This window comes from Streptomyces sp. NPDC002868 (genome assembly GCF_055563295.1).
This window is the reverse complement of the sequence record NZ_JBVHDR010000008.1, coordinates 196,604-223,127: the sequence shown is the minus strand read 5'-3', so window position 1 is coordinate 223,127 and position 26,524 is coordinate 196,604. Positions and strand designations below refer to the sequence as shown.

Sequence of the window (26,524 nt, the reverse complement as noted above, 5' to 3'; positions counted from 1 at the left end):
TGGGTGGAGCGGATGGAACGTACAGGACCGGAACGTACAGAACGGGAATGGACAGGGCCGGAAGGGGCGGGATCGGAACGGCCGGCGCAGGCAGAGGGCGGCCGCGCCGACGCGAACCCGTCTGCCCAGGACCGGTCTGCCGGCGACGCGGTGCGCGCACGTACGCCCCTCCCCTCCTTCGCGTTCACCGAGGCGGACGCCGACAAGATGCGCGGCGTCCGCAGGATGAAGGCGACGGCGACCGGCGCGCTGCTGTTCGTCGCGCTGATCTTCGTCCTCGCCACCTGGGGCAAGAACGCCGGACTGGGCGGCTGGACCGGCTATGTCGCGGCCGCCGCGGAGGCGGGCATGGTCGGCGCACTGGCCGACTGGTTCGCGGTCACGGCGCTGTTCCGCTACCCCCTGGGCCTGCCCATCCCGCACACCGCGATCATCCCGAACAAGAAGGACCAGCTCGGCGCGACGCTCGGCTCCTTCGTCGGTGAGAACTTCCTCTCCGGCGATGTCGTCCGCGCCAGGCTGCACGCCCTCGGCATCGGCGGCCGCCTCGGCGCCTGGCTTGCCGAGCCCGCCCACGCCGACCGGGTCACCGCCGAGCTGTCCACGGCACTGCGCGGCGCGCTGACGGTGCTGCGCGACTCCGATGTCCAGGCCGTCGTCGGCGAGGCGATCACGCGCCGCGCGGACAGCGCGGAGATCGCCCCCGGAATAGGCAAAACCCTGGACAAGGTCGTCGCCGACGGCGCCCACCACCGCGCGGTCGACCTGATCTGCGCCCGCGCGGCCGACTGGCTGGTGCTCCACGGGGACTCGGTGATGGTCGCGGTCGAGGGCGGGGCGCCGGGCTGGACCCCGCGGTTCGTGGACAAGAAGGTCGGCGAGCGCGTCTACAAGGAGCTGCTGCGCTTCGTCACCGAGATGCGCGACATGCCGGCCCACCCGGCGCGCGGCGCGATCGACCGCTTCCTGACGGACTTCGCGGCGGACCTCCAGTCGGACACGGACACCCGGGCGCGGGTGGAGCGTATGAAGTCGGATCTGTTGTCCCGTTCGGAGGTGCAGGACGTGATCGCCTCGGCCTGGTCCTCCGTACGCACCATGATCATCTCGGCGGCCGAGGACGACCGGAGCGAACTGCGGCTGCGCGCCCGCGCCTCGCTGCTGTCGCTGGGCTCGCGGCTGGCGACGGACAGCCGGCTGCAGGCGAAGGTGGAGGGGTGGCTGGAGGACGCGGCGGTGTACGTGGTGACCACGTACCGCGCCGAGATCACCTCGCTGATCTCGGAGACGGTCGCGAGCTGGGACGCGGAGCACACCTCGCGCAAGATCGAGGCGCACATTGGCCGGGATCTGCAGTTCATCCGTATCAACGGCACGGTGGTCGGCGCGCTGGCCGGCCTGCTGATCTACACGGTGGCACACGCGCTGGGCGCGTGACCGGTCCCTGCGGTACGGTCACGCGCCCAGCCACCTGGGGGAGGTGTCGTTGAATACGTACGGCGAGCCGTACGCGTTCAGCGGAAGAGCTGCCCGCGGACGGCCCCGTCGGGGAACTCGGCGGTGTGGATGTTGGAGTAGTAGTTCTGCGGGTTGGCGCGGACGCGCTTGACCACGTCGGGGTTCTGCCCCGCCAGCTTCCCGGAGACGGCGAAGATCCCGTCCGGCACGGGCCGGTTGAAGAAATCGAAGACGACATCGCCGTTCTTGCCGAACGCGCCCTTGTGGAGGTGGCCCTTGGAGGGGCTCTTGATGTTGACCCAGGCGAAGGAGTAGTCGACGTTCGTACCCTTCGGGTGCAGGAACGTCACGGCGTGCCCGTCCGGGTCGCCCACCTTGGAGGTGTCGTTCTTCGGGACCTCCTGGTCGCCGTTGGACAGCGCCCGCAGCTTCCCGCCCTTGATGATGTCGAGCGGGTTGATGTTCTTGTGGAGCGGCTTGAGCTGCCCTCGTACGGCTCCGCCCGGGAACTCCGCGCTGTGCAGGTTCACATAGAAGCCGGACGGGTTGGTACGGATGCTCTTGGCCAGCTTGGCGTCGGTGATGGCCACCTGACCGGCCGCCGAGTGAACGGTGTCGGGCATCGCGGTCCCGAAGAGCGGGACCTTGACGCCGCCGTTCTTCCCGGCGACGCCCTCGTGGATGTGCCCGAGGCTGGGCACGAAGCCCTTCCACTGGAGGGCGAAGGTGACACGGTCGCCCTTCACCTTGACGAGTGCGACGGCCTTGCCGTCGGGATCGTTGACGGCGGGCCCGCCGGGGACGGCGACCTCGTTGGCGCCCGAGAGCTGGGCGGCGAAGGTGACGGCGTGCCCGCTGGAGGCCTTGGTGAAGGTGGTGGCGGCGTTGCCGCCCGCGGCTGATCCCTGTCCGCTGCTGTGCCCGTCCCCATGACCGCTGTGACTGCCGTGGGCGAGGGCCGGAGTAACACCCGCAACACCAAGCACAATTGCGGCGGCGGTAACAGCAACATAACGCTTCTGCATTGTTTTGATCCTCCCGTTGAGGCCGGCTCCGTACTGGGCCGGTCGCGATGAAGTACGCGGCCCGCAGTCGACTCGTTCAATAGAAAATTTCTTGAATTCACTTGAACCCCGGTTCAGTTGCCGCCGTACCACTCGATGTACCCATCACCCACACCACACCGGGGGAACAATCATGCGCAGCACCCGTAGGACACCTCTGCTCGCCGCACCGCTGGCGCTGCTGACTCTGGCCGCCTGCGGAGGCTCGACCGAGGACTCCAAGGACGGCGGCAAGGACGCCGCGGGGAAGCCGGGGGCGAAGCCCGCGGCGACTGTGTCCGTCAGGGCGGCGGACTCGCCCCTCGGCAAGATCCTCGTCGACGATTCGGGCCGTACGCTGTACGGATTCACCAAGGACAAGCCCGGCGCCAGTAAGTGCGACGCCGACTGCATCGCGGTCTGGCCGGCCCTCACCTCCGCGAAGGACGTGAAGGCGGGCACGGGGACCGACGCCGCCCTGCTGAAGGAGACGAAGCTCGGCGAGGGCGCGGAACAGGCGGTGTACGGGGACTGGCCGCTGTACTACTACGTGGGCGACGCGACGGCGGGGGACGTCAACGGGCAGGGGCTGGACGGGGAGTGGTTCGTGATCGCGGCGGACGGCAAGCTCATCAAGAAGACGGCGTGACTTCCGTGCGCATTGCGGAATTCATCAGTCCTTCATAAAAGCGGGACCTGATCCATCGGATTCAATTCCGTATTTGCTCCTCCTGCTCCCGCTCCTGATCCTGCTCCACGAAACCTGCGGCGGCCGTAACCACTCCACGGCCGCCGCAGTCATGCCCATTTCCGTTACTCGCAGCCGACGTCAGTCGCCCGGGTGCTCAGCTCGCCCGCGCCAGTTGGCGTTCGACGCGGTCGCGCGTGGCCGCCGCCCGCGGGTCGTCGTAGTCGGCAAGGAGCCTCAGCGCCTCCGTCCAGTGCCGAAGGGCCGCCTCCGGCTCCTCGCTGAGCATGGCCGTGCCCAGGCCGTCCAGAGCCACGGCTTCGTGCCAGGCGTCGCCGAGTTCGTGATGGGCGGCGGCGGCCTGACGGTGAAAGTCCGCCGCCTCTGTGTGTCGGTCGAGCCGTCGGTATGTCTCGCCCACCCCGTGCCAGGCCAGCGCCTCCCGGCTTCGGTCTCCGAGGCGTCGGTGAAGGGCGGCGGACCGCTGGTAGGAGGTCAACGCGTCGGCGAACTGGCCACCTGCCTGCTGGGCGTTGCCCAAGGTGATGAGCCAGTAGCCCTCCAGCCGGTGGTTGCGCAGGCTGAGGGCGATGTCCAGCGCGTCGTGAGCCGATCCCATCGCCTTCTCCGCTGCTCCCCGCTCGCACTCGAGGTCGCTCTTGAGGCGCAGGATGTTGCCCTCGCCCCGCTGGTCGTTCAGCGAGCGGTGTGCCGTCAGGGCCTGACGGATGACGGCTGCGGCCTCCGGCAGGCGTCCGGCGCGGTAGTGGGTGGTGGCGAGGTTGGACAGTGTTGTGGCCTCCATATGAGCGGAGTTCTGCTCCTGAAAGATGGCCATGGCCCGCTCGAAGTGGAGCGCGGCGTTATCCAGTTGCCTCCTGCGGAGGTGGACCAGTCCGATCAGGTTGAGCGACTCCGCCTCACCGAGCCGGTCACCCAGCTCGGGCCAGATCCTCGAAGCACCGCGGTGACATTCAAGACTCTCGGTGAGGCGATTGATGCGGGTGTAACCCATGCCGAGGTCGGTGAGCAGCAGGGCCTCCGCGCCCCGGTCACCCATCCGGCGTGCCGCTGCCAGGCCGATGCGGCCCACGGCCGGCCAGTCGGCGACCGGAGCGGAGGGGGGCTGCGTGTTCCACAGGACGGCGGACAACTGCCATGCGAGTCGGTCGTGTCCGGCGTTGGCGATCCGGGCAGCTTGCAGCATGTTGGTGTGCTCACGCTCGGACCAGTCCACGGCGGCGTCATAGTCGGGGAAGAGCAGCGGTTGCACACCTTCCACCGGCAGGGTGAGCGCAAGGTGGGCTTCGGCTGGGTTGATCCAGGTCTGGGCAGCATCGGCGGTGTGCAAGTACCAGTCCAGCACGCGGTGCAGCGCAGCTTCCCGTTCCTTGAGAGGCTCCTCGTGCTGCGCCTGGTCGGTGGCGTAGGCGCGAAGAAGGTCGTGGAACTGGTAGCGGTCCGGTGCGATCTGCTCCACCAGGTGGGCGCCGACGAGGGAGTCCAGCAGTTGCCGGGTCCGGCCGGCGGTCAGCCCGGCAAGGGCGGCGGCGGCATGAAGGCCGAACTCGGGGCCGGGATGGAGGCCGAGCAGACGGAACAAACGGGCGGCCTGGTCGGGTAGAGCGCGGTAGGACCACGCAAACACCGTGCGGACGGCCTCGGCTTCCTCGTCATCTCCCGTGCTGAGGGCATCCCACAAGGAGGATTCGTCCCGCAGGTCGGCGATCAGGTCGTCCAGCCGCATGTGAGGGTGACTGGCGGCGCGTTCGGCAGCGATGCGTAAGGCCAACGGCAGCCGGGCGCACAGCCGGGCCAGCTCAGTGAGTTTTTCCAGGTCGTCCTCCGGCCGGTATCCGGCGGTGACGGCGCGTAGCAGGGCGACGGCCTCCGGCTGGGGCAGCGTGCCCAGCGTCAGCCGACGTGCCCCGTCACGAACGGCAAGGCCGGAAAGACGGCTCCGGCTGGTGACGACGGTCAGACAGCCCGCGCTGCCGGGTAACAACGGACGGACCTGCCCCACCGTGGCCGCGTTGTCCAGAACGACCAGTACCTGACGGTCGGCCAGCAAGGAGCGGTACAGCGCGGCAGCGGCGTCGAGATCCTGCGGTACGGAACGGGTACGGACGCCGAGAGCGGTCAGGAAACGGTGCAGGGTCTCGTGGGCGGTGACCGGCTCCCCCGGGTCGTAGCCACGCAAATTGACGTAGAGCTGCCCGTCCGGAAAGCGGTTCTGTACCTGATGCGCCCAGCGCAGCGCGAGCGATGTCTTTCCTGCACCGGCGGTTCCGGCTATGACGCACACCGAGATGACGAGCGGGTCACCCTCTTCGTCGGCCAGGACAGCGTTGAGCTGGTCCAGTTCGTCGGTGCGGTTGACGAATCCGCGTACGTCGGCCGGTAGTTGGCGTGGAGTGGGGCTTGTGGAGCTGTCCCCATCCGGTGTGCCGTGCTCGTGGAAGTGGACTCCCCCGCTCACGTTTCCGGCCTGTACGACGTCACGAGAGGAGCCCGACAGCTCGTTGTGCGACCTGCCGGGGCGCTCCTGGTCTCCGCTGGGCTCTCTGATGGCCTACTCCGCCTTTGCCTTCGGCGGGGGAAGGTGTGCCACCTGGCGGTCGAAGTAGCTGACCACGTCTTCACCTGCCGCATAGAGCTGCTTGATGTAGCTTTCCCAGCGCCCGATGAGCTTGGTGTCGGTGTAGCGGACCGCGCCGTCCGAGACTCCCGAATCGGTATAGAGGACCTGGTAGAGAGTGCGGCTAGAGATCTTTAATGACTGGGGTTACGGCGGTTGGAGGTCGAGCCCGGTCTTGGCCATGAGGCCCTCGATGAGACCGGGTCGGTACTGCATCCGTTTGAGCCGCGTCTTCACCAGCGCGGTGAGCTGGTCGAGGCTGTGTTTGGTGAGGTTGGCCAGTGACCTCTTCAGGTGCGACCACACGCCCTCGACAGGGTTGAGTTCGGGAGCGTACGGCGGCAGCTGGTAGACGGTGAGCCATAATCGGGCGGCAATCAGCTCCTGCATGGTGCGGCTGACGTGCGTGTTCAAGTTGTCCCACACCAGGACGACGGGGCCGCCGAGCTGCTGGTGTGCGGCATCCAGCAGGCGGGCGTAGTCGGTTTCGGTGAAGCCCTTGCGGCGGCCCTTGGCGGGGCCGCGGTCGAGGTGGATGCGGTAGATCAGCCGGGGCCGGCGGCCGGCTTTGGTACAGATCAGCGCGGCCATCGACACGCGTTTGGTGCCTGCGGCGGTGACCCGCACGACGGGTGTGTGGCCACGGCGGCCCCAGGTGCGGCCTTTGGGCGGCCTCAGGCCCTGGCCTGCCTCGTCCTCGAAGCAGACCCAGGCGCCCAAGTCCGCCGCCCTCTTTTTATGACGGGCCACTGCTCGTCCTTCCAGGCGGCGATCTTCGACTCATCCCGCTCGGTGGCTTTGCGGGCCGGGATCTGCACGCTCCAGCCGATGCGATGCAGTAGCAGGTCGAGCCCGGCCAGGGTGTACTCCACACCGAACCGGCGGCGCACGACCTCGGCGATCCGGGCCAGCGTCCAGCACTGGTCGCTCCAGCCGCACGCGGCCGGACCGGCTTCCAACACCGCCTCCAAAGCACGCAGTTGACCAGCATCGAGCTTGCAGCGGGCGCCGCCGGCGCCCTTGGAGACCAGGGCCTGCCGACCACCCGAAGCCAGGGCCCGACGCCAGCGGTTCGCCGACATCCGAGTCACCCTGAACCGCCGGGCCACCTCTCCGTCACTGGCCCCTGCCTCGATCAAGTCAGCGGCTGCGAACCGGACTTGTTCGCGCCGAGCCCGCTCCTCAGCCGTCAGCCCCCCGCCATCGGGATACCTCATCCCTCCGGCATAGCGCGGCCCACGCCAACCGTCACGACCCCACGTAACCCGCACCGTTAAAGATCTCTAGCGAGAATGACCACTTCCGGCAGCCGGCCGGCGTTCTCCGAAGCTGCGACCATGTCCGCACCGACGACACGGACTCTCTCCCCGCATTCGGCGCGCTGTCGCAGTGAGTGCAATTGCCATTGCAGATAGGGCGTCAGCGGCTCTTCCACCACACGCACACGGTGAAAGAACGAACCACGGCTTTCGTCCTCGCGATAGGACGCGAGCAGGTCATCGCGCCTTTCTTCAAGGAGCCGCAGCGACTCCTCCCAGTCGCCCCGGCGAAGCGCGTCCCGGCTGGCACTTCCCTGCTCCTCGAAGTGCTGCCGTCGCTCGAACTTCCAGGAGTCCCGGTCACGGATCTCCGCATCACGCTGCCGAAAGTCCCGCTTGTAGATCTCTCGGATGAGCCTCTCGCCCTGCTCAGCGGGTAGGGCAGGGGCGCGAAGATCAAACATCTGCAATGTCCGCCTTCGCGGCGCTGAGCATGTTCCCGGGGATGACGACCAGCCGCTCACCCGGGGCAAGAGATACACCCTTCGGCAGGCGAGGGCTGTAGACGTCCGTGAGGTCGCTGCCGATCACAGCAATGTCACCATTGTCGAGTTGCCAGATGTCCGGACACTCGTCTTTGCCGTCTGAATTGCCCAGTTCCTCGGCCGACTTTCCCAGTCGCCTTTCAAATAAGGCGGACGGGTCGGCTTCCCAGGCACGGGCCATGTCTGTCTCCACTCGGTTGGGTTGTGGGTGAAGCTGATACGCAGTGTATGTGCCGTAGTTACCCAGAGCAATGGAGGCTGACTCGTTCGCGCCATCGCCGGGACGGCGAGGGCGAGGTCACCTGGGGTCCGTCTTCAAACGGATCTTGCCCGGAGCAGGAACGACGCCAAGCTGACCGCTGCTTCGTAGGAGGTGGCGGTCTGGCGCGGTGGCCGGCCACCTGGCCTGCCGCGGTTGTGCCGGTGTTGCTGCTGGTCGTTCTTCTCCGGACGTGTTCGCCGAAGGGGGCCGATGTGCCAGGCGCGGCCAGTCAAACCGCCACAGCCCAGGCGACGTTGTGGCCCTGACCCCGAACGGGGTCAGGGCCACAACGTGGTGGAGGCAGCGACGGGTGTGGGCGGGGAGTTGTACGAGCGGGTGTGCTCTTTAGGGCGGATCAGTCACCCGATCGCGAGAGGCGGTGGGAGATCGCCGTGGCTCGGCCGGGCGCGCTCACCCGTTACTGGCAGCACCGGGCTGCGGACGTCGCTCTGGCCGGGCAGTACTGACCGTCGGTCGGGCTTGCTGTTGTCGTGCTTCTTGCAGAAGGTGGCAGTGGAGGGCAGGTAGGTGTCGTCGCCGGCGAAGGTGGCGGTGTAGCAGGTGGCCTTGTCCTGCTTGCCGGGGACCTTGCAGGTGGCTTTGCCTTGGTCGTCGGTGGTGTCGGTGCTCAGCAGGATGGCGTTGGTGAAGGCGATGTCCTTGCCTTCCAGCGGCTCGCCCTCGGCGGTCAGCGTGAGGCCGTCCCCGCCCTCGGGGTGGTCCTTGTCCTTCTCCTTCTTCCTCGCCTTCAGCGTCAGCTTGGTCGGGGTCCGCTCTGTAGTGACGGTCCCGATCGCCACACCCTCGGGGAGGCCGCCGACGGGGATGGGGTCCCCGATGACGGTGTTGGTGGCGGTGTCGATCACTGACACGCTGTTCGCACCGGCGAGGGTGACGTAGACGCGGGTCGCGGCGGCTTTGGCCGCAGGAGACGTTCCATATGTACGACGACACCCTTGTGTCGGTGGAGCTGCTGTCCGCGCAGGTGAACATCACGCAGCCGAGCGAGATCGCCCTGTACCTGAAGGCGTTCGAGGAGCTGCGGACCTTGGCCGTGTACGGGCAGGCGGCACGGGCGCTGATCGTGAAAGCAATCGACGCCCTGAACTGACCCCAGACACGCCTAGGTGAGGCGTCCCTCGCGCCGGGCGTCCACGAATTCCCCCAGGCGGCCGGTCGGAGGTCGAGTTGCGACACGAGACCGGTGCGTCAAGAACACCGGGCCGGGACACGACAAAGGGATCCCCGCCCACGAGTCAGTGATCCGTACCCCGCCCGCCTGGTACCCATGCGAGAGAGGCCTCTGATGCCGCAGAACGAGCTGCGCTTTAACGACCTGCTGGAAGCGGTGCAGCACTCCGCTGTCCACTTGGAAATGAGCGACGTGTACGGAGTCGGCGACGAGGCCGACGACTTCACCCAGTGGCAAGAGACCGGGCGGCGAGACGGCGACCCCGGCTCAGCCTACTGGGCACCCTGGGTCGACCTGATCTCCCGGGCGAAGGGTCGCGGTGTCGCCGTGCGACGGGCGCGCATCGTGTCCGAGCCGGTCACCGACTACATCCGATACGAGCACGCCGGGACTCACGTCAACGTGTATGCCGGAGAGCAGGTGCGTTGGCTGCCGCGCCGGCGGGCAGGCGATCTGCTGCTTCCCGGCTGCGACCTGTGGATCTCCGATGGGGCGCAGGTGCTGTTCAACCACTTCACCGGCCAAGGAGATTGGGCGTCACCGCCCCTCGAACTGCGTACCGAGCCCGGCATCGTCAAGCAGTGCGTGGCTTCCTTTCGAGGCGGTATGGGACCGAGCCATCCCCGCTTCCCCTGCTATACGAGACTTGATCCATTCAGCCAATTGCATGTCACGCCGGTGCATCGAGGTGGGGCCGCAGTCAGCGGCCGATCAGACGAGGCGGTCGCCCCGCAGCGCGTCCAAAAAGCTGGCCCAGGTGTTGGGGCCGAATGCGAGCCGGGGCCCTAGGGGATTCTTGCTGTCCCGTACTGCAGCGCCGTTCACGATCGCTGCCGCCTCGACGCACTCGCTGGTGTTAGCCCCGCTGTACGAGGACTTAAACCAGGCGTGGGCCGGTATCTCAGGGGTGCGGCTCTGCATCACATCTCCTCACGGACACGCTCGATCATGGCTGATGAGGCAGCCATATCCAACGCTTGTGCGCGGAGGTAGTCGAACGCAAGTCGGTATCGATCCAGTTCTTCCTCTTTTTCTATGAAGAGCGAGCCCAGGTGAATGTCGACGTAGACGACATCCAGGCTGGGCTCCGCGCCCCCGAGGATCACGAAGCTGCCCATCGCCGCCGAGTGGGCACCCTTGGAGAAAGGCAGCACCTGGAGCGTGATGTCCGGGGACTCGTTGGCCTGGAGCAGATGGGTGAGCTGCTCCCTCATGACGTCGCGCGAACCGACCACGCGGCGGATCACCGACTCGTCGAGGATGGCCCAGAGGTGCAAGGGCTTGGCCCGGGTGAGGATCTCCTGGCGCTTCATCCGGATGTCAACGAGGCGCTCGATCTCTTTGGGCAGCAACCGCATCTCGGAGGCATGCTGCACGGCCTCCGTGTAGCTGCGGGTCTGCAAGAGCCCGGGTACGTAGAGGCAGTTGAAGTGATCCTCGCGTACGGCCTCGTCTTCGAGGGTGAGCAGGAGGTTCATCGTCTCCGGGATGGAGTCGGCGAACGAGCTCCACCACCCCTGCTGCTTCGCGTCCTTGGCGAGTGCGACAACCGCCTTACGTTCGGCTTCGCTCGCGTCGTACTCACGGCAGAGCGCGTCCACGATGGGCCACTTCACTGGCCCTTCTTGTGTCTCGTACCGGCTGACGGTGGCCTTCGAGACCCCGACGAGACGACCGGCCTCCTCCAAGGTCATGCCCTTCCGGGCGCGCAGCTTGCGCATCGTCACGCCGAGCTGACGGCGCCGGGTTGTAGCCCTCGCGGACATGGCAGAGAGACCTTCCGTTTCGTACTGGCCAGCCCTGTGGCCGCCAGCAAGGCTATGCAGACGTGAAGTTGAGGAACCACCAGGTTCACTCGATCGATTCCAGTGAGAAGTTTCATGGTGAGACTTCTCGATGCCATACTCCACGTGCATCGCTACGCAGCGCAGCCGTACGGACGCGGTGGGCGCAGGGTTGCTGTGGCGCAGAAGGGAGTGGCCATGTGCGGCAACGAAGTCGCTATTACTCGATCTCGGCTTCGCTTTGTTCTGCCCTTCGTGGCGGAACCAGCTGAACTCCACGTACTCAGAACCGCCGTGCGAGAGCAGCTCGCTCACTGGGGATTCCAAGCGCTTGAAGACGAGGTGCAACTTGCGGTCACGGAGCTCGCGGCGAACGTCATCAAGCATGTAGGTGCAGGGGCGGCGGCAACCCTCGTCATGGAGCACAGCGAGGCAAGGCTTCGGGTAGAGCTCCATGACAAGAGCAGTGCGGTGCCGACGTTGAGGGATCCGGACTGCGAAGGCGAATTCGGCCGGGGCCTGCATCTGCTGGAAGCCCTGGCAGCGGAATGGGGCACCGCTGTCACGGCGGCCGGCAAGGGCGTGTGGTGTGAGATCGCGCTCGGCTCTGTTCCGCGCCTTCGCCAACTGCGCCGTGCGGTCGCGGCGCTGGAGCACTACCGGGGTGAGGCCGGCCCTGTGGGAATGCGCCAGGCCCGAAACCTGGTGATCCTCGAGGACGCGGCCACGGACCTCATTGCCGACCTCCTGCACTGGGTCGCCGCTCAAGGCGGCGACCCAGACGAACTCCTGGACCGAGCGCTGATGCACTACGAGGCCGAAGCGGAGGCGGCGTGATGCTGTGCGGTTCCAGTGCTCATCCAGTGCCACGGGTGGCGGCGGCCAGGATGAGGGCGGCATCTTCATGCCGGCCGGCCCGGTGCAATGCTGCTGTGATGTCCAGGACGGCCTGTTTGTCGGCTCGTTCACCAGCATTGACGAGTACGGTCTCCGCGGCCTCCGCCAGGCCTGCAGAACGGCAGGAGGCGACGACATCCAGGACATCGCCCGCGGAGAATGACATTCCAGCCCTCCAGAGCATGAGGTCCGCGTCGCGCTTCCTGCCCTCGGCGAGGTAGCGAGTTACTACCCCGAGTTCCGTCCAGACGACTTCGGCAGCCTCTGCAGGGTGCCGGTCCCCCGCCTGCGGGGGGACCGGCACCCTCATCTGTGCCGCCAGCACTTGATGCTCGAGCCGACGGGCATGCCGACGGAGGCGGAGTTGCCGCCGACCGTGCCGACTCTGGACAGTACGAGAGGCCGGCTCACCGACCTCCCCGGGTGTGGGCGGGTAGCCGACACGGCAACAGAGGCAGTGCTTCTCGAGCGCATCGAGGCGCATCTTCTGCAAGGGATCAAGGGCATACGGCAGTTGGAGGCACAGGGAGGCGGCAGCATCCTTCTCTACGACCTTGTAAAAGTCTCGAAGCAGGTGTTTCTCCGGGATGCGGCCAGCGTTGAGGTGGTTCGAGAGAGTGGTTGCCGCCAGGTGCGCGTCGCGGGCTATCTCGTGCTGGGTACGCGGACTGCACTCCCGGAGTTGACGCATTGCTGCCACCAGCGCCTGGTGGGCGGCGGAGATGCCACTTGGAAGCTCTTTCCACTTCCTGGGATAGGGCGTCACAAACGGGCTCCGTTCCTCTGGAGGGGGAAGCGAGTAAGCCCCAATTCTGCTGCATGGCCTGCACTCTGAGGGAGCGTCGGATGTTTTCCGTTCCCCCTCGAAATCGTGCTGAGGCTGGCGCAACGGGTCGTCACAGTTGAAGAGTGGAGGTTGTTCGTAGCGGCAGCTGGTTGGGGGGCTCACCCAGCTCCAGTACGGGCTTCCGTGTACCTGACGTTAGGGGGAACCTGTGATGGCTCTGCCGTCTTGGACAGATGGACAGTTCGGCACCATGAAGCGCGCCGCGCTGTGGCTGGTGTCGGTGGTGGGGGAGGGCAACGTCTTCACGAAGGAGGACGTCAAGACGGCGTTTCCAGGGATCAGTCAGGCCGATCGCCGGGTGCGTGACTTGCGTGATTACGGATGGCAGATCGACACGCACAGGGAAGACGCCTCACTGGGGCAGCACGAGCAGCGGTTCGTCGCGCAGGGTCAGCCGGTCTGGGAGCCGGGGAAGGCCACTAAGACCAGTACTGCGATCACTGATACCCAGCGGCGGAAGGTGCTGGCCAATGACGGCAACCGCTGCAGGTCTTGCGGGATCGCTCCCGGACAGGTCTACGCCGGCTCGTTTGAATCGGCGCAGATCGACATCGCCCGGCGCCAGGTGAAGCAGCCTGGCGGCAGCAGCAAGTTGGAACTCGTAGCCGAGTGCAATCGCTGTCGTGTCGGCGGCCGTGGACTGGACGCCGACCTTGAGGCCGTACTTGCGGGCATCGCCAAGCTCGGAGGGCTGGAGCGGAAGATGCTCACCGAGTGGGTTGCCGCGGACGAGCGGGAGTTTGGCGCGGTAGAGCGCCTCTGGGCCGACTTCCGCACGTTGCCGGCGGAGGCCAGGGACCAGGTCCGCGGCGACCTTGGATTGCCGCCCGCCTGAGTCGCATCCGCAAGAAACGCTGGGGCTGCCAGCGTCGGCGACCCCACCGCACACACCGCTACGCCGCTGCAATTGGAAGGGAACAAACACCGTGAGCAAGGATCTCGGAGACTTCGGTCGGCCGCCGCTCGCTGTTGAGAACCAGGATCTGGTGGAGCAGCGCCTCCTGGAGGCGGCTGCGGGTACGGGGCTCCAAGAAACCCTGACAGTTGAGTGGCGCACGAATCCGCTGGTAGTACAGGTCATCGACGTGCCGGTCGAGTCGCTCTACTACAACCCTGGTACGCACCGCATCCGTGCTCAGCGCAGCTTTGACCCGGTCCGCGACCGGCTGCTGGATGAGGACCCCTGGAGCGAGGAGAGCCAGGACTACCTGCAGTACCTGCTCCAGGCCGAGCCCTCTGATCCGGCCAAGCGTGACAAGGACTTTGAGGAGCTCAAGACGAGTCTCAAGGACTTCAAGCAGAACGAGGCCGGGTTGATCACGCGCGACGGCGTACTCGTCAACGGCAACACCCGTGCGGCAGCACTGCGCGAGCTTGGTGTCCCGAACATCCGGGTGGGTGTGCTGCCGGAGTCCTGCACTTGGGCGGACGTCAACAAAGTCGAACTCTCCCTCCAGTTGAGGCATGACACCCGCCGCCCGTACTCGTACATCAACCGGCTGCTAACCATCGATGAGCAGGTAGGGGCCGGCCGGTCCCTGCGTGACGTTGCGAGGGATTTCCGCATTCGGAAGGAGACTGCGGAACAGGACCTCTGGGTTTTGGCCTGTCTTCGTGACCTGAGGGAAAGGTCCATCACCGCCGAGGCGGAGCTGCGCCTGCTGGACTTCGAGGACGCCCAGGAGAAGCTCCGCGAAGTGCACCGCGCCTACGGCAAGGAGTCCAAGGCAAACAAGGAGAAGGCCGAGCTGCTCAAGGAAAACCGCCTGGCGGCTATCGTGATGGATTTCTCCAAGACCGACGTGCGCCTCATCGAAGCCGACTTCCGGACGCGGTATCTGGAGCACAGGCTGCCGGAGGAACTCAAAGCCGCTCCCGCTGCCACGGCTCCCGCAGAGCGCAGGATTCCCGGGATCAACCGGCCCGTGAGGGCCGAGGTGCCCCAAGTAGCCGCTGCCCGGGCCTTCACGGACACACTCCTTCGGGCTAAGGCCGTTATTCGCGCAGGCGACAAGGTCCCGGCAGCCGAAGCTGAGAAGGCCGCCGCTGTGTTCACTCAGGCGCACCGGACTGTAGAGGACGCGCTGGAGCCGGCTGGCAAGGATGCCCGGGTGCGCAAGCGCAAGCAGGCGGCACCCGACCGGCTCAACGATGCTTGCAAGGACATTGAGCAGTGCATCACCGACATGGCGCTGGCCCAGGCGTCGCGCAGCCTTGATGAGGAGGCTCTCGATGAGGCGGTGCTCAAGCTGAAGGCCACAATGCGCAAGCTCGCTCTGGCGGCTGCCCAGAGCATCGAAGTGCCCGGTGACGGTGTCGCGTGGCTGCTGGATGCCGTGCGTCAGGAGGAGGCGTGACCGAGACAGAACCGTCCCTGCGGATCGGCTTCGACGTATCGCGGACTAAGGCTGTGCTGCGGGTGGGTGAGCAGTACCGCCGTGAGCTGACCAGGCTGGCTGCCCGCTTTCCCGCGGGTGGCCAGCGCGGCCCCCTTGCTATGGAGCTGACCCTCGATGACTTCCTGGTGGGCATTGACGTCCTCGCTGACTGGCCACACCCGGATTCCGTTGCGTGGGAGGACGAACTAGCTGCGCTGGTCGGGGGAGTTCTTGACGATGCCGACTTGGCCGAGCAGCGGCTCCAGGAACCTGGCGGCGGGACTGCCTGGGACGGTAGCGCGGTGGAAGCGGCGCTGGGATCCGAATGGTGCGCGGATCTCACTGAATTCCAGCGGCGCGACATCACACGGCTGCTGTCATTGCAGCACGGCGCCAACTTCAGCGTCCCTGGCGCTGGGAAGACGCGCGTCGGTCTCGCGGTATACGCGGCTATGCGGGAGCGTAAGGAGGTCCGGCGGCTGCTAGTCGTGAGCCCTAAGTCCGCTTATGAGTCCTGGCTGTTCGAAAGCGGGCAGTGTTTCGAGAGGCCTCCTATCACCACGGTCATGGGGAAGAGCCCCGACCCCAGGGCAGAGATCCTGATCGTGAACTACGAGAGGCTGGACAAGTCTCTTGCCGCGCTTGCCTCTTGGCTTCGGGCCATGCCCTCCATGGTGATCCTCGACGAGGCACACCGCATGAAGCTCGGGGCTCAGGGGATCTACGGAAGTGCCTGCATGGCCCTCGGACCGCTCAGTCGCCGTCGGCTCATCCTGACTGGAACGCCGGCACCGAACGGGGCACGGGACTTGGAGAACCTGCTTTCGTTCGTGTGGCCGGGGCACGGCCGCCGGGTGGTGACTCAGGCCGTCGCAGGAGGCGATCTCGCGCACGCCAGCTCAGTGCTCCGTCCCCTGTTCACCAGGACGACCAAGAACGAGCTGGGACTTCCACCGTTCGAGACCCGCATCAGGCGCCTGAAGATGCCCGATCTGCACCGCGAGGTGTACGACGCCCTCGTAGGGCGTTTTACTGCCCGGGCTGAGGCTTCGCGCGCTGACTTCGATGCCCTCGGCAAGGCGATGCTGCGCCTGCTCATGGCGGCCACGAGCCCGGCGCTGCTCGTTGAGGGAGGAAGCCGCTATGAGCCCCTGACGTACCAGGTGCCGCCGCTCGAAGTCCCCGAGGACGAATCGCTGTATTCGCTGATGCGGAACCTGCCACGGCACGAGCTCTCCCCGAAGTACAAGGAAACGCTGAAGATCGTCTCAGAGAACGCCGCGATGGGCCGCAAGACCCTGGTCTGGACGACCTTCGTACGTAGCATCACCACGATGGAGAACATGTTCGCGGCGTATCAGCCTGCTGTGGTGCACGGCGGTACACCCGACCGCGAGGAGCAGATCCGCCGCTTCCGCGAAGACCCCGGCTGCCAGGTGCTGCTGTCTAACCCGGCGACCCTTGGCGAGGGCATCAGCCTGCACCACGTATGCCATGACGCGGTCTACGTGGACCGTGACTTCATGGCGGGTCGCTTTCTCCAGAGCCTGGACCGAATTCACCGGTTGGGTCTTGCGCCCGGTACGGAGACCCGGGTCACGGTCCTCGCGGTCGAGGGGACCATTGACGATGTGGTGGCAATGCGGCTCGAAGCGAAGCTGGAATTCATGGGACGAATACTGGACGACCCATCCGTCCAGCAGCTGGCTGACCTTGAGGACGAGCCCTCCGTTGCGGCTGGCATGGATATGGCTGATGTTCGCGCGCTGCTGAGGCACGTCGATGCCGTCGCTGCCCAGTGAGGCCACCCGCCGTGCGGCGCTGCGCTGGCTGGCACAGCTCCGCGTGGCGGGTGTTCCCCGGACACAGGTGCTCTTCACCCACCACCCCCGCTATGCGGACCTCACGCCGTCCCAGTACGCCGAGGGCCTTGCCTGGCTGAGGAAGACGGGCATGGTGACAGCGGCCGGTCGTCCAGTCGTGGCAATCAGCGAGACTGAGCTGCGGGGCACGGGGGCGCCCTCTGCCATTCCCCACGTCGTGTGGAGCCGCGCTGCTGAGGAAGCGAGAAGAAAGGTTGGGGCAGTCGGCGAGCAGGCGCTCCTCGGACTGCTCTTCCGGGGCGGGTTATTGCGGGTCAGACATGTGGCAGCACTCTCGGACGCGTACGGATACGACATCGAGGCGGCCCTGTCCGGCTCAGAATTCGCGCATCTGGAGGTCAAGTCCACGACCGACCCGACCCGGCTGCTGGTCCATCTCACGCGTCACGAGTACGAGGTTATGCTGACGGATGCCGAGTGGAGCATGGCTGCCGTCCTCGTTGGCGCTGACGGCAGCGCATTGAACGTGGCCACCGTCAGCCGACGGTGGCTTCACGCGGCTGTCCCGGAAGACCGGACCAGGAACGGCAGCTGGGAATCTGCGCGTCTTGCCGTTCCGGCTCAGGCCATCACGCCGGGACTCTCAACGGAGGCTGGCTGGAAGCTCCTGCCGGATAGTTCGCTTCCGAGCCACCCGGTGTGGGGGATGCAGACCTCTGGGGTACTGGTCTGAGTCAGTGCGCTGGCAACGCTGCGGCCAACGGCCTCTGCAACCGGCGGTGGGAACGCGTTTCCCACCTGCCGATAAGCCGAAGTCTTGCGGCCGGTGAATGCCCAGTCTGGAGGGAAGCCCTGAAGCAGCGCTATCTGGGCCACGGTGAGCCTTACCGGCAGCAGTGCTCCGGGCAGGGGCGGAGCGTCGGCGACGCTGGATCCGTTGACGCCGAGTTGGGCCCAGGCCTGCCGGGCGCGGGAAGGGCCAAGGTCGGGACCGCCGTGCTTTCGGGAGCCACCGCAGAGAGTGGGCGCGATGCGCCTCGCGGAGTCCGCCCACTCGCGGGCCTGTTCCCAGCCTCGCGAAGCCATGGACTCGAAGAGGACGCTGCCCACTGAAGGCGCGGTATCTGGGCAGGACGTCGGCTCTGGCCACTTGAAGCCAGTGAATGAGGCCGGCCGCATGGCAACGAGGACCGAGCGTGGCCGGAGTTGAGGCACCCCGAAGTCGCAGGCGCGCAGCAGGCGCCAGCTGGTGGCGTAGCCGAGATCCTCTAACTGGCGCAGAATAGCCGTGCGGTAGCCGTCGAATTTCTTCTGCAGGATCCCTTTGACGTTTTCGATCAGGACGGCATGCGGTAGCAGCCCGGCGGCGAGCGCCAAGATGACGGGAAACAGGTCTCGCTCGTCGTCCGCGCCGAGCTGCCTGCCTGCGAGGGAGAACGGCGGGCAGGGAACACCCGCAGCGAGTAGGGCGACGCTCCGGTCAGCATGGCTGAGATCGGGCACAGGGAGATCCCGGGCGTCCGCATGCAGGACATTCCAATGGGGACGGTTCATGCGCAGGGTGGTCGCGGCGTCCGCATCCACTTCGACGAGTGCGGTGTGCTCGAAACCGGCACGCTCCAGCCCGAGTGCCTGCCCTCCGGCGCCGGCACAGATTTCGATACATGTGAGCGCTGGATTCGGTGTCTTCGGCTGTTTCTGCATCGTGCTCCCTCCTGATGTGTCGTGCTGTGGTCGATACAATCCGAGAGCTTGCCGCCACTTGCCGCGGCAAGTGGCGGCAACGTAGAGTCGTCCCGCGAACGAGGTACAGACTCGGGCGAGTGTTTGATAAGGGGAGCTATGTCTGACCAGGGGCTGGACTGGCGTAATACGGGACTCGGGGCCAGGGTTCGGGTTGCTCTGTGGCTGCGTGACGAAGTCGGGGAAGGCGGTGTCTTTTCGAAGCAGAAGCTGCGCGCTGCCATTCAGGGTGCTGAGCAGGTGGACCGGCGGATGCGGGACCTTCGGCCGGCCGGATGGGACATCAGGACCTATCGGGACAAACCGAGTCTGCAGCCTGACCAGCTCTACCTGGAGAAGATCGGGCTCCCAGTCTGGGAGAAGGATCACCGCGCTGCCGGGCTTCGCCAGGTAAGCGCCAAGACCCGCCGCTTCGTCTACGAGCGGGACGGCCACATGTGCAGGCGGTGTGGCGTGGCGGCTGCGGAGGCATACCCGGACGAGCCTGGTTCGCACGCCCGGCTCACGCTCGGGCATGTCAATCCGCACAGGTCGGGAAGTGGTGCCACTTCCGAAGACTTGATCACCGAGTGCGCCCGTTGCAATGAGACAGTGCGCCACCTCACGGGTGTTCAGATGGGCAAGGGGCAGGTATGGGACCGGGTGAAGGAGCTCCCTGTTCGGCACAAGAGGGATCTGCTGGCCTGGATGACCGCCGATGTCCGGCCGTTGAGCCCAGCCGAGCAGGCTTGGGGCATGTACCGGCAGCTCCCGGCCGCTGTAAGGGATCAGCTCAAACGGGATCTGCGGAAACTGCTGGAGGGCTGACACGGATCTGGTGTGATGTGGCGCGCACCATGAGGTCTGTCAGCGCTAGATGCGACACTTGCGTGTCTGTAATCAGCCGCACCAGGAGGAGTCGATGGGTCCCAGCGATCACACGCTGACCTCGATCGAGATTTGCGCGGGGGCCGGGGGGCAGGCCATCGGCCTTCACCAGGCAGGGTTCAAGCACCTTGCGCTTGTTGAAGTTGACAAACATGCTGCGAGGACTCTGCAGTACAACATTGATGAACGGGACGGGTGGGAGTGGGAGCGGAAGTATTGTGACGTAATCACCGGCGATGTTAATTTCTTCAAGCCCATTCCCTCTGAGGAAAGCAAGGGGAGTGAGATCGAAGGGATTCCTTATCTTGGGCTGGAGAAGGCACTTGAGTTCTTGGAGAAGCCGCTAGAGGCTGGTGATCTCGATCTGCTGGCTGGTGGAGTTCCGTGCCCTCCCTTCTCGCATGCTGGTAAGCAGCTGGGTAAGGATGACGACCGTGACCTTTTTCCCAGGATGCTGGAACTTGTGCAGGAACTCCAGCCTAGAGCAGTGATGATCGAAAATGTCCGAGGAATCAAAGACGCAAAATTTGATGACTACCGTGAGTATGTTGAGGCGCGTCTGCAAGGTGGGAAAGCCAAGAGGCCGGAGGATGGCGTAGAGGAAGTCTTTGCCGGGGCTGGTTACAGGGTCTGCAACTGGGATGTTCTCGAAGCTAGCGATTTCGGGGTCCCTCAGCTCCGCCCGCGGGCGATCCTTGTAGCCATCCGCAAGGATGTGCTGGGGGATCTTGAGCTGGAATGGCCCAAGGGTACCGGGAACCCTCCGAGCGTCTTCAAAGAGCTCAAAGAGACGATGGAGGAGCGGTATAAGCCATTCCTGATGATGGGTGGCGAATTGGCGCAGAAGGCACAGCGTAGCTGGGAGCGGTGGCGTACGAAGGCTTCGAGGGCGGCTCTTGGGAAGAATGACGGAATCGCTCCCACCTTGGTGGGCGGGTCCAAGAAGCATGGCGGAGCGGACCTCGGACCGAGTCGGGCCAAGGCCGCCTGGCTGGACCTGGGCGTTTCTGGCATGGGGGTTGCCAATGACCGTGAAGCGTGCCTAAAGAAAGAAAGCTACGAGCGCGATCTATTCGGAAAAAATGGCCCCATGCTGACGGTTCAGCAGGCGGCAATTATTCAAGGGTTTCCGAAGGAATGGGAATTCGATGGAGGGAAGACGGCGCAGTACCGCCAGGTAGGGAACGCGTTCCCGCCTCCCGTTGCTAGGGCGGTGGGCGATGCGGTCGCTAAGGTTCTGCGGGCCGCGCGCGAACGTGATGGGCAGGGCCACAGTGTGTCCGGCGATTCTCTACCCGAGCAGAAGTCGGCGCCGCTTCCTGACCATGTCAATGATCGTCAGGGCGCAGGCGTCTGAACTCTGGTGCTCCCAGAAGCGAAGGACTAGCCAGCCGGCCTGGACGAGGCGTTGATCAGTATCGCGGTCACGGGCCATGTTCCGGGCCACCTTGTCTGACCAGTACCCAGGGTTCGTCTTCGGTGGGACGTAATGCTCTGGGCAGCCGTGCCAGTAGCAGCCATCAATAAAGACGGCGACCTTTGCCGGGCGGAAGACCATGTCCGCCGTTCGGCGAAGGTCGGGCAGCGGTTTCGCGGCGACTCGATAGCGAAGCCCTTGCGCGTGCACAAGCTGGCGGATGAGCCGTTCCGGCTTGGTATCCCGACTGCGGATCGCCTGCATGTTGCGGCGCCGCTCGGCTGACGACGCCCAGGAACCTGGCGGGGGTGACCATGACTCGTGCACCCGTTTACTCTGCCCGCTTGTTGGTGGGGTTGGGAAGTCGAGGGCCTTCCTCGGGGAGATCAGAGGGCGACGCCAGAACCCAATGCCGCCCGTCCAACGTGACCTGCGGCTGATCGGAATGGTGAGGCTGAGCTTCGACCACCCGGAAGCTGATTAGCTCGCCGCTGCGAGGAACCGTGAGCCCGAGCGACCTCACTACATTTGTGTGCTCCGTGTAATGTCCGGCAATGAGAACTCCACACCGCCGAAGTACCGTTCGTGCCCTTCCTTCACCTTCCCGAACTCGTGCCATGCAGTCACTTTGTTGGGCCAGGGTGCTGACAACGGAGCGCTTTGCTATCTTCTCCTGATAATGCCAGAAGAATCTGTTAACTCGATGCTGGCCAGACGCGCCTTTGGGGAAGATGTCCTCCTTGGCTGCATCGGAAAGGTTTAGCAACACATTCTCGGGCAGACGGCCATCATGGATAAGCCAGTCGATGTGCTTCTTCCCGGCAGCAGAAACCTTGCGTTTCTTGTCTTTATTCTTCCCGTTTCTTAGGTGCTCGGAATCTGTTCGCAGCAGGCCAATGGAAAACCTCGAGGAAAAGTCGTCAGCTTTTACGAGCAGGCAGATATGGCCGACTGCCTCGCTCGGGATTTCCCAATCGCTGTAAATGGTAAATTTGCAATCGACGTCATGGCTGGCGATGCTGTAGTCTAGTTTATTGCCGTATGGAAATTCGAATGCGCCTCTAAGGACGTTCTCGACCTTGGTTCCCAGGTAAGATTTCTCGGTCTTTGAAAGATCTTTGATGCTAAAGTGTCCTGTCCGCTGACCGTCGAGGACTTCATCGATGGCATCACGCAGCGATTCGCCGACGACCATTTCGAGGTTCTTTCTGCCGCGAAACCACTTCGCTACATCCTCCACGGCCTCGTCTGAAGCCGTCTCATTCACGTCCTGCTGAGTCATGTATTTCGGCTCGCTTGCTGCTTGGTCGGGGGCGGCTGGATATGGCTGTAACGCGTGAATTTTCGCTTATGGTGGAAGACCCCTGTCAGCTGAGTAACTCGCGGGCCGCGGCGGGATGAGCGTGAAGTTGCTGATTGCCTGTGGTGGTCAACCCTCCTGCCGCGGCCGCTTCGGCGCAGGGCTCACGGCTGGTAGGGCCCCCCGTGGCAATCCCTGTACGCCACCCCCGACCCGCACCAGCAAGCCGCCCCCTTCGCCGGCGGCCACGCCACCGCCCGGCCCCTTGCCGCCAGCGTCGTCGCGTACTGCGGGAGCAGGTCCGCGTTCGCCGGGGATGACTGTTCCGAGGCCGCGAACGCCTCGTACGACGGGACCGTCCCCGTCACGATGCCCAGATTCCCCGTGCCCGCGGAGGACAGGTCCCGCAGCGACGCCTCGAGGTCCGTCAGGTGGGCCGTGTGCGTCGGGTATTCCGATTCCAACTCCGGGTAGCCCGCGAGGAGTTCGTTCAGTTCGGACTCCGGCCAGTGGAGCACCGCCACCGGGAACGGGCGGGACAGCGCCGAGCGGTACGAGCCCAGTTCGGAGCGGAGGCGGGCGATTTCGGCCTGGAGTTCTGCCGGGTTGTCGGAGCCGAGGGACCACAGGCGTTTCGGGTCGTGGAGTTCGTCCAGGGAGATGTTCGACGCGTGGCCCCGGTCGGCCAGGGCGTCCCACTCGTCGTGGGGCAGGCCCAGCAGGCGGCGGACGCGGTGGCGGCCAGTGAGGAGGGACTGGATGTTGTACGCGACGGGCTCGTCGTTGCCTGCGGGGAGGAGCAGGGTGATCGCTGTCGTAAAGCAGTCGTGGGACGCCTCGAGCTCGTCGTGGGACTCCAGCGTCTCGGCGATGATCTCCCACGGCGCGGCGTCCGCCGGGGCCGCCGTGCGGATGCCGTTGATCAGGGCGCGAGCCTCTGCCTCGTGGCCGTACTCCCAGAGATTCGCCGCCTGGAGGGCCTTGATCAGCAGGGGATGCTCGGGGTTGGCCGCGAGCATGCGGTCGTAGAGAGTCGAGGCGCGTTCGCGGTCGCCTGCCAGCTCCAGATGGGCCACGGCTTGGAGGAGCAGCGGCTCATGGTCCGCGGGGTACTGCTCCGCGGTACGCAGCAGGCGCTCGGCTTCGGTGATGTGATCGGCAGGCGTGTCGGGGCGCATGGTGGACACCGTACTGCTGTACGGGGGTTCGGCGGGATGAGCCGATTCACGGGTCTGGTGACTTGGGGGATCAGCACCTATCGTGCCGCCGTGCGAGAGCGGGAGCGGATACCGGTCGTGGTGCAGGGGCGCAGCTCGCGGCGGCGGGCCACGCTCGCCCATGGGCTCTGGGCCGGGGCCGAAGTCACCGTCACCCTCGGGGTCGTCGTACTCCTCCTCGTCGTGCATCAGCTGTGGTGGACCAACCGGCAGGCCCGGGAGGGCGCCGAGCACAAGGTCCAGGCCCTGGAGCGGGAGTGGGAGGACCCCGCCCGCGATACGGGCGATACGGGGGAGGACGTTCCGCAGGGCACGGGAGACGCCGTCGACGAGACCGCGGCAGGCGAAGCCGCCGAGCCCCCCGTCCGTGATCAACCCGCCTCGCGGAGAACCGCGCCCCGCTGGGACCAGGCCTACGCCGTCCTCCGCATACCCCGCCTCGGCGTCGTCGCTCCCGTCGCGCAGGGCATTGGTAAAAGGGGCGTCCTTGATAAGGGGTATATCGGTCATTATCCGCAGACCGCGCAGCCCGGTGAGGCCGGGAACTTCGCCGTCGCCGGGCATCGCAATACGCACGGCGAGCCCTTCCGGTACATCAACCGGCTGCGCGGCGGCGACGAGATCAAGGTCGAGACGCGCGACGGGGTCTATGTGTATGTGGTCGACCAGGGGGTGTCGCAGACCTCGCCCCGGGACACCGGAGTGATCGCGCGCGTGCCGCGCAGCATCGTGAAGCCGGGCGCCGGGTACAGCGAGCCCGGGTACTACCTCACACTCACCACCTGCACGCCCGAGTACAGCTCCAAGTACCGGCTTGTCGTATGGGGGACGTTGAAGTCGATGAGCCCGCGCTAGGCTGAGGTTCGACACAGCGAGGAAAGCAGCGAAGGAAAGCGAGGGGGGACCATGGTCGGTCGTATGACGCGGCTGCTCCGGCCCGCCGCGTTGCTGCTGCTTCTCCTCGAGGTCCTGCTCATCGACGGCGGCAGCCTCACCGCCGCGGTCGCGCTCGCCGCGACCGCCACCGCTGCCGCCGGTTCCGCGCTCGTCGTCTGCGCCGTGATCAGCGCGCGCTGCGCACCCGCCGTGCCGCGCACCCGGGTTCGCACCGCCATCCGCGACCGTGAGCAGCGCACCGCCTTCCTGCCGCAGCGCGATCCCGATGCGAAGGGCCGGACCAGGCCCCGAGCGCCGGGTCGTGCCCTTCCGACGGCCGCGTAGGGGCACCCACTCGCACCACACACCCCTCGCGGGTCGTCATGCCGCCATGTCCTCATCCCGGCACGACGAGACCCTCGGAGGGCTCATCCATGTCCGTTTTCGCCAGCTTGGTCGCGCACCTCGCCGACCTGCTCCAGCCGCTGTTCCACGCATCCGCCACCGCCGCCGCGATCGTCGTCTTCACCGCGCTCGTACGGCTGGCCGTCCATCCCCTGTCGCGGGCGGCAGCCCGCGGCCAGAAGGCCAAGGCGAGGCTCTCGCCGCAGATTGCCGAGCTGCGCAAGAAGCACGCCAAGAACCCGGACCGTATGCAGCAGGCGCTCATGGAGCTGCACGCGAAGGAGAAGGTCTCGCCCTTCTCCGGCTGCCTGCCGAGCCTGCTTCAGGTGCCCGCGTTCTTCCTGATGTACCACCTGTTCTCGAGCGGACAGATCGGCGGCGAGTCGAACGGCCTGCTCACACACACCCTCTTCGCCGCGCCGCTCGGGGACAGGTGGACCGACGCGCTCGCGCACGGCGGGGTTTTCGGGGGCGCGGGGCTGGTGTACGCCGCGCTGTTCGTGATCGTCGCGGCCGTGGCGACGTACAACTACCGGTGTACGAAGCAGCAGATGGCGGGCGCGACCATGGACCAGCAGGTCCCCGGTATGGGGGCGATGACGAAGGTCATGCCCTTGCTCTCCTTCGCGACCCTCCTCACCGTGGCATGGGTGCCGCTCGCCGCCGCGCTCTATGTCGTCACCAGCACCACTTGGACGGCGGTCGAGCGGGCGTTCCTGTACCGGGACATGCCGGTCGCGGGTGCGCTTGCTACCGCGGCGTAAAGGTCCAGGTTGTGAACGGGGTCTTGCAGGGTTGTCCGATGTCTTGGAGGATCAGCCAACCCTCAGATCCCTCGATGGCCGCTACCCGTCGCCCGGGCTCACAATCTCGACCAGGGGAGACAGACCATGAAGCTGCTACGTGTCGGTACACCGGGCGCCGAGCGACCCGCCCTGCTGGACCAGGACGGGACGACCCTGCGCGACCTGTCGGGCCTTGTCACGGACATCGACGGGGAGCTGCTCGCCGACGCGTCCGCCCTCGCCCGGATACGGGCCGCGGCGGACGCGGGCGAGCTGCCCGTGCTGGACGCCGATGGTCTCCGTACGGGAGCGCCGGTCGCCCGGATCGGCAAGGTCGTGTGCATCGGGCTGAACTACCACGATCACGCGGCGGAGACGGGTGCCAAGGCCCCGGCCGAGCCGGTCGTCTTCTTCAAGGCCGCCGACACGGTGGTCGGGCCGAACGACACCGTGCTGGTGCCGCGCCGCAGCCGCAAGACCGACTGGGAGGTCGAGCTCGCGGTCGTGATCGGGCGTACGGCCCGCTATGTGGAGGACGACGAGGACCCGCTGTCGTACGTCGCCGGGTACGCGGTCGCGCACGACGTCTCGGAGCGTGAGTTCCAGATCGAGCGCGGCGGCACCTGGGACAAGGGCAAGAACTGCGAGACGTTCAACCCGCTGGGCCCGTGGCTGGTGACGGCGGACGAGGTCCCGGACCCGCAGGCGCTGAGCCTGAAGCTGTGGGTCAACGGCGAGCTGAAGCAGAACGGTACGACCGCGGACCAGATCTTCTCGGTGGCGGAGGTCGTGCGGTACGTCAGCCAGTTCATGACGCTGTACCCCGGGGACGTCATCAACACCGGGACGCCGGCCGGGGTGGCGCTGGGGCAGCCGGAGCCGAAGCCGTTCCTGCGGGCCGGGGATGTCGTGGAGCTGGAGATCGAGGGTCTGGGCCGCCAGCGCCAGGAGCTCAAGGACGCGTAGGCAAGGACGCGTGGGCAAGGACGCGTAGGCATAACCCGCGGCTGCGGGCGGGGGAGTCCGCAGCCGCGGGTCGGGGAAGGGCCGCGGAGGTACGGGGGATGTCCCCGCGGCCCTGGTCTGTGGGTGTTGAGCGA

At 66.1% G+C, this 26,524-nt stretch carries 26 protein-coding genes and 2 pseudogenes; 15 read left to right on the top strand and 13 right to left on the bottom strand.

Annotation, left to right across the window (positions count from 1 at the left end):
- Window positions 1–12: 12 nt before the first annotated feature.
- Window positions 13–1,437 carry a DUF445 domain-containing protein gene (locus ACZ3H8_RS24395; protein WP_467405154.1) on the top strand — a complete coding sequence of 475 codons (1,425 nt, stop codon included), beginning with the start codon at window positions 13–15 and terminating at the stop codon, window positions 1,435–1,437.
- A 77-nt stretch (window positions 1,438–1,514) separates the two neighbouring features.
- On the opposite strand, the gene ACZ3H8_RS24390 is transcribed toward ACZ3H8_RS24395, so the two are convergent.
- A complete protein-coding gene (locus tag ACZ3H8_RS24390; protein ID WP_467405151.1) occupies window positions 1,515–2,483 on the bottom strand; it encodes a CHRD domain-containing protein in 969 nt (322 codons plus the stop codon).
- A 172-nt stretch (window positions 2,484–2,655) separates the two neighbouring features.
- Here ACZ3H8_RS24390 and ACZ3H8_RS24385 point away from each other — a divergent pair, with 172 nt between their 5' ends.
- The gene (locus ACZ3H8_RS24385) at window positions 2,656–3,150 is read left to right on the top strand and encodes a COG4315 family predicted lipoprotein (RefSeq protein ID WP_467405150.1); all 495 of its coding nucleotides are present in this window, start codon (window positions 2,656–2,658) and stop codon (window positions 3,148–3,150) included.
- Between the two features lie 196 nt (window positions 3,151–3,346).
- On the opposite strand, the gene ACZ3H8_RS24380 is transcribed toward ACZ3H8_RS24385, so the two are convergent.
- The 5 genes from ACZ3H8_RS24380 to ACZ3H8_RS24360 form a co-directional block, all read right to left on the bottom strand.
- Window positions 3,347–5,668, bottom strand: coding sequence for an ATP-binding protein (locus ACZ3H8_RS24380; RefSeq protein ID WP_467405147.1), 2,322 nt, complete (start codon window positions 5,666–5,668; stop codon window positions 3,347–3,349).
- A gap of 306 nt (window positions 5,669–5,974) precedes the next feature.
- Window positions 5,975–7,044 (bottom strand): IS630 family transposase gene (locus tag ACZ3H8_RS24375; protein WP_467405145.1). Its coding sequence is split into 2 segments (ribosomal slippage): window positions 5,975–6,558 and window positions 6,558–7,044, totalling 1,071 coding nucleotides; the frame shifts between segments, so codons are not numbered across the junction.
- A 56-nt stretch (window positions 7,045–7,100) separates the two neighbouring features.
- A complete protein-coding gene (locus ACZ3H8_RS24370) occupies window positions 7,101–7,550 on the bottom strand; it encodes a DUF6879 family protein (protein WP_467405142.1) in 450 nt (149 codons plus the stop codon).
- Window positions 7,543–7,812 (bottom strand): hypothetical protein, encoded by a 270-nt coding sequence (locus tag ACZ3H8_RS24365; protein ID WP_467405140.1) that lies wholly within the window; start codon window positions 7,810–7,812, stop codon window positions 7,543–7,545. The genes ACZ3H8_RS24370 and ACZ3H8_RS24365 overlap by 8 nt, the downstream gene beginning before the upstream one ends.
- A gap of 440 nt (window positions 7,813–8,252) precedes the next feature.
- Entirely contained in the window at window positions 8,253–8,765 is a 513-nt protein-coding gene (locus tag ACZ3H8_RS24360) for a hypothetical protein (RefSeq protein ID WP_467405138.1), read from the bottom strand.
- A 35-nt stretch (window positions 8,766–8,800) separates the two neighbouring features.
- Here ACZ3H8_RS24360 and ACZ3H8_RS24355 point away from each other — a divergent pair.
- Both ACZ3H8_RS24355 and ACZ3H8_RS24350 read left to right on the top strand, forming a co-directional pair.
- A pseudogene (locus tag ACZ3H8_RS24355) lies at window positions 8,801–9,004 on the top strand (transcriptional regulator); the annotation flags it as partial.
- A 195-nt stretch (window positions 9,005–9,199) separates the two neighbouring features.
- Window positions 9,200–9,710 (top strand): annotated as a pseudogene (locus ACZ3H8_RS24350) (DUF6879 family protein); the annotation flags it as partial.
- A gap of 86 nt (window positions 9,711–9,796) precedes the next feature.
- Here ACZ3H8_RS24350 and ACZ3H8_RS24345 read toward each other — a convergent pair.
- Both ACZ3H8_RS24345 and ACZ3H8_RS24340 read right to left on the bottom strand, forming a co-directional pair.
- Complete coding sequence (locus ACZ3H8_RS24345; protein ID WP_467405136.1) at window positions 9,797–10,006, bottom strand: DUF397 domain-containing protein; 210 nt, start codon at window positions 10,004–10,006, stop codon at window positions 9,797–9,799.
- Entirely contained in the window at window positions 10,006–10,851 is an 846-nt protein-coding gene (locus ACZ3H8_RS24340; RefSeq protein ID WP_467405135.1) for a helix-turn-helix domain-containing protein, read from the bottom strand. The genes ACZ3H8_RS24345 and ACZ3H8_RS24340 overlap by 1 nt, the downstream gene beginning before the upstream one ends.
- A gap of 216 nt (window positions 10,852–11,067) precedes the next feature.
- Here ACZ3H8_RS24340 and ACZ3H8_RS24335 point away from each other — a divergent pair, with 216 nt between their 5' ends.
- Window positions 11,068–11,706 carry an ATP-binding protein gene (locus ACZ3H8_RS24335; RefSeq protein ID WP_467405132.1) on the top strand — a complete coding sequence of 213 codons (639 nt, stop codon included), beginning with the start codon at window positions 11,068–11,070 and terminating at the stop codon, window positions 11,704–11,706.
- Between the two features lie 19 nt (window positions 11,707–11,725).
- Here the strand turns inward: ACZ3H8_RS24335 and ACZ3H8_RS24330 are convergent, their stop codons facing one another.
- Entirely contained in the window at window positions 11,726–12,532 is an 807-nt protein-coding gene (locus ACZ3H8_RS24330; protein ID WP_467405130.1) for a hypothetical protein, read from the bottom strand.
- A 232-nt stretch (window positions 12,533–12,764) separates the two neighbouring features.
- Between ACZ3H8_RS24330 and ACZ3H8_RS24325 the strand changes: the two genes are divergently transcribed.
- The 4 genes from ACZ3H8_RS24325 to ACZ3H8_RS24310 all read left to right on the top strand — a co-directional run bounded on the left by ACZ3H8_RS24325 (window position 12,765) and on the right by ACZ3H8_RS24310 (window position 17,547).
- Entirely contained in the window at window positions 12,765–13,448 is a 684-nt protein-coding gene (locus ACZ3H8_RS24325; RefSeq protein WP_467405128.1) for an HNH endonuclease, read from the top strand.
- A 91-nt stretch (window positions 13,449–13,539) separates the two neighbouring features.
- Complete coding sequence (locus ACZ3H8_RS24320; RefSeq protein WP_467405126.1) at window positions 13,540–14,970, top strand: ParB N-terminal domain-containing protein; 1,431 nt, start codon at window positions 13,540–13,542, stop codon at window positions 14,968–14,970.
- A gap of 140 nt (window positions 14,971–15,110) precedes the next feature.
- Complete coding sequence (locus ACZ3H8_RS24315; RefSeq protein WP_467405457.1) at window positions 15,111–16,793, top strand: DEAD/DEAH box helicase; 1,683 nt, start codon at window positions 15,111–15,113, stop codon at window positions 16,791–16,793.
- The gene (locus ACZ3H8_RS24310) at window positions 16,774–17,547 is read left to right on the top strand and encodes a protein NO VEIN domain-containing protein (RefSeq protein ID WP_467405125.1); all 774 of its coding nucleotides are present in this window, start codon (window positions 16,774–16,776) and stop codon (window positions 17,545–17,547) included. Before ACZ3H8_RS24315 ends, ACZ3H8_RS24310 begins: the two co-directional genes overlap by 20 nt.
- On the opposite strand, the gene ACZ3H8_RS24305 is transcribed toward ACZ3H8_RS24310, so the two are convergent.
- A complete protein-coding gene (locus tag ACZ3H8_RS24305; protein ID WP_467405123.1) occupies window positions 17,436–18,518 on the bottom strand; it encodes a DNA cytosine methyltransferase in 1,083 nt (360 codons plus the stop codon). The two genes, ACZ3H8_RS24310 and ACZ3H8_RS24305, sit on opposite strands and share 112 nt — an antisense overlap.
- A gap of 138 nt (window positions 18,519–18,656) precedes the next feature.
- On the opposite strand from ACZ3H8_RS24305, the gene ACZ3H8_RS24300 reads away from it, so the two are divergent.
- A complete protein-coding gene (locus tag ACZ3H8_RS24300; protein WP_467405121.1) occupies window positions 18,657–19,364 on the top strand; it encodes an HNH endonuclease in 708 nt (235 codons plus the stop codon).
- Between the two features lie 94 nt (window positions 19,365–19,458).
- Window positions 19,459–20,781, top strand: coding sequence for a DNA cytosine methyltransferase (locus tag ACZ3H8_RS24295; RefSeq protein ID WP_467405120.1), 1,323 nt, complete (start codon window positions 19,459–19,461; stop codon window positions 20,779–20,781).
- On the opposite strand, the gene ACZ3H8_RS24290 is transcribed toward ACZ3H8_RS24295, so the two are convergent.
- The 3 genes from ACZ3H8_RS24290 to ACZ3H8_RS24280 all read right to left on the bottom strand — a co-directional run bounded on the left by ACZ3H8_RS24290 (window position 20,716) and on the right by ACZ3H8_RS24280 (window position 23,319).
- Window positions 20,716–21,168 (bottom strand): very short patch repair endonuclease, encoded by a 453-nt coding sequence (locus ACZ3H8_RS24290; RefSeq protein WP_467405118.1) that lies wholly within the window; start codon window positions 21,166–21,168, stop codon window positions 20,716–20,718. The two genes, ACZ3H8_RS24295 and ACZ3H8_RS24290, sit on opposite strands and share 66 nt — an antisense overlap.
- Before the next feature lie 4 nt (window positions 21,169–21,172).
- Window positions 21,173–22,123 carry a NaeI family type II restriction endonuclease gene (locus tag ACZ3H8_RS24285; protein ID WP_467405116.1) on the bottom strand — a complete coding sequence of 317 codons (951 nt, stop codon included), beginning with the start codon at window positions 22,121–22,123 and terminating at the stop codon, window positions 21,173–21,175.
- A 182-nt stretch (window positions 22,124–22,305) separates the two neighbouring features.
- Complete coding sequence (locus tag ACZ3H8_RS24280; protein WP_467405113.1) at window positions 22,306–23,319, bottom strand: SEC-C metal-binding domain-containing protein; 1,014 nt, start codon at window positions 23,317–23,319, stop codon at window positions 22,306–22,308.
- Window positions 23,320–23,409: 90 nt separating this feature from the next.
- On the opposite strand from ACZ3H8_RS24280, the gene ACZ3H8_RS24275 reads away from it, so the two are divergent.
- The 4 genes from ACZ3H8_RS24275 (at window position 23,410) to ACZ3H8_RS24260 (ending at window position 26,390) form a co-directional block, all read left to right on the top strand.
- A complete protein-coding gene (locus ACZ3H8_RS24275; RefSeq protein ID WP_467405111.1) occupies window positions 23,410–24,213 on the top strand; it encodes a class E sortase in 804 nt (267 codons plus the stop codon).
- 51 nt (window positions 24,214–24,264) lie between these two features.
- Entirely contained in the window at window positions 24,265–24,579 is a 315-nt protein-coding gene (locus ACZ3H8_RS24270) for a DUF6412 domain-containing protein (protein ID WP_467405108.1), read from the top strand.
- Window positions 24,580–24,668: 89 nt separating this feature from the next.
- Window positions 24,669–25,403 (top strand): YidC/Oxa1 family membrane protein insertase, encoded by a 735-nt coding sequence (locus ACZ3H8_RS24265; RefSeq protein ID WP_467405107.1) that lies wholly within the window; start codon window positions 24,669–24,671, stop codon window positions 25,401–25,403.
- Window positions 25,404–25,529: 126 nt separating this feature from the next.
- Window positions 25,530–26,390 carry a fumarylacetoacetate hydrolase family protein gene (locus ACZ3H8_RS24260; RefSeq protein ID WP_467405104.1) on the top strand — a complete coding sequence of 287 codons (861 nt, stop codon included), beginning with the start codon at window positions 25,530–25,532 and terminating at the stop codon, window positions 26,388–26,390.
- The last annotated feature ends 134 nt before the right edge of the window (window positions 26,391–26,524 follow it).

Bases quoted from the DNA above. Each gene is read 5' to 3' on its own strand.
- ACZ3H8_RS24270 (WP_467405108.1), top strand. From the start codon at position 24,265: ATGGTCGGTCGTATGACGCGGCTGCTCCGGCCCGCCGCGTTGCTGCTG.
- ACZ3H8_RS24300 (WP_467405121.1), top strand. From the start codon at position 18,657: ATGTCTGACCAGGGGCTGGACTGGCGTAATACGGGACTCGGGGCCAGG.
- ACZ3H8_RS24390 (WP_467405151.1), bottom strand. From the start codon at position 2,483: ATGCAGAAGCGTTATGTTGCTGTTACCGCCGCCGCAATTGTGCTTGGT.
- ACZ3H8_RS24325 (WP_467405128.1), top strand. From the start codon at position 12,765: ATGGCTCTGCCGTCTTGGACAGATGGACAGTTCGGCACCATGAAGCGC.
- ACZ3H8_RS24285 (WP_467405116.1), bottom strand. From the start codon at position 22,123: ATGACTCAGCAGGACGTGAATGAGACGGCTTCAGACGAGGCCGTGGAG.
- ACZ3H8_RS24395 (WP_467405154.1), top strand. From the start codon at position 13: ATGGAACGTACAGGACCGGAACGTACAGAACGGGAATGGACAGGGCCG.
- ACZ3H8_RS24295 (WP_467405120.1), top strand. From the start codon at position 19,459: ATGGGTCCCAGCGATCACACGCTGACCTCGATCGAGATTTGCGCGGGG.
- ACZ3H8_RS24315 (WP_467405457.1), top strand. From the start codon at position 15,111: ATGGAGCTGACCCTCGATGACTTCCTGGTGGGCATTGACGTCCTCGCT.
- ACZ3H8_RS24365 (WP_467405140.1), bottom strand. From the start codon at position 7,812: ATGGCCCGTGCCTGGGAAGCCGACCCGTCCGCCTTATTTGAAAGGCGA.
- ACZ3H8_RS24335 (WP_467405132.1), top strand. From the start codon at position 11,068: ATGTGCGGCAACGAAGTCGCTATTACTCGATCTCGGCTTCGCTTTGTT.
- ACZ3H8_RS24385 (WP_467405150.1), top strand. From the start codon at position 2,656: ATGCGCAGCACCCGTAGGACACCTCTGCTCGCCGCACCGCTGGCGCTG.
- ACZ3H8_RS24370 (WP_467405142.1), bottom strand. From the start codon at position 7,550: ATGTTTGATCTTCGCGCCCCTGCCCTACCCGCTGAGCAGGGCGAGAGG.
- ACZ3H8_RS24340 (WP_467405135.1), bottom strand. From the start codon at position 10,851: ATGTCCGCGAGGGCTACAACCCGGCGCCGTCAGCTCGGCGTGACGATG.
- ACZ3H8_RS24260 (WP_467405104.1), top strand. From the start codon at position 25,530: ATGAAGCTGCTACGTGTCGGTACACCGGGCGCCGAGCGACCCGCCCTG.
- ACZ3H8_RS24310 (WP_467405125.1), top strand. From the start codon at position 16,774: ATGCCGTCGCTGCCCAGTGAGGCCACCCGCCGTGCGGCGCTGCGCTGG.
- ACZ3H8_RS24265 (WP_467405107.1), top strand. From the start codon at position 24,669: ATGTCCGTTTTCGCCAGCTTGGTCGCGCACCTCGCCGACCTGCTCCAG.
- ACZ3H8_RS24305 (WP_467405123.1), bottom strand. From the start codon at position 18,518: ATGCAGAAACAGCCGAAGACACCGAATCCAGCGCTCACATGTATCGAA.
- ACZ3H8_RS24280 (WP_467405113.1), bottom strand. From the start codon at position 23,319: ATGCGCCCCGACACGCCTGCCGATCACATCACCGAAGCCGAGCGCCTG.
- ACZ3H8_RS24345 (WP_467405136.1), bottom strand. From the start codon at position 10,006: ATGCAGAGCCGCACCCCTGAGATACCGGCCCACGCCTGGTTTAAGTCC.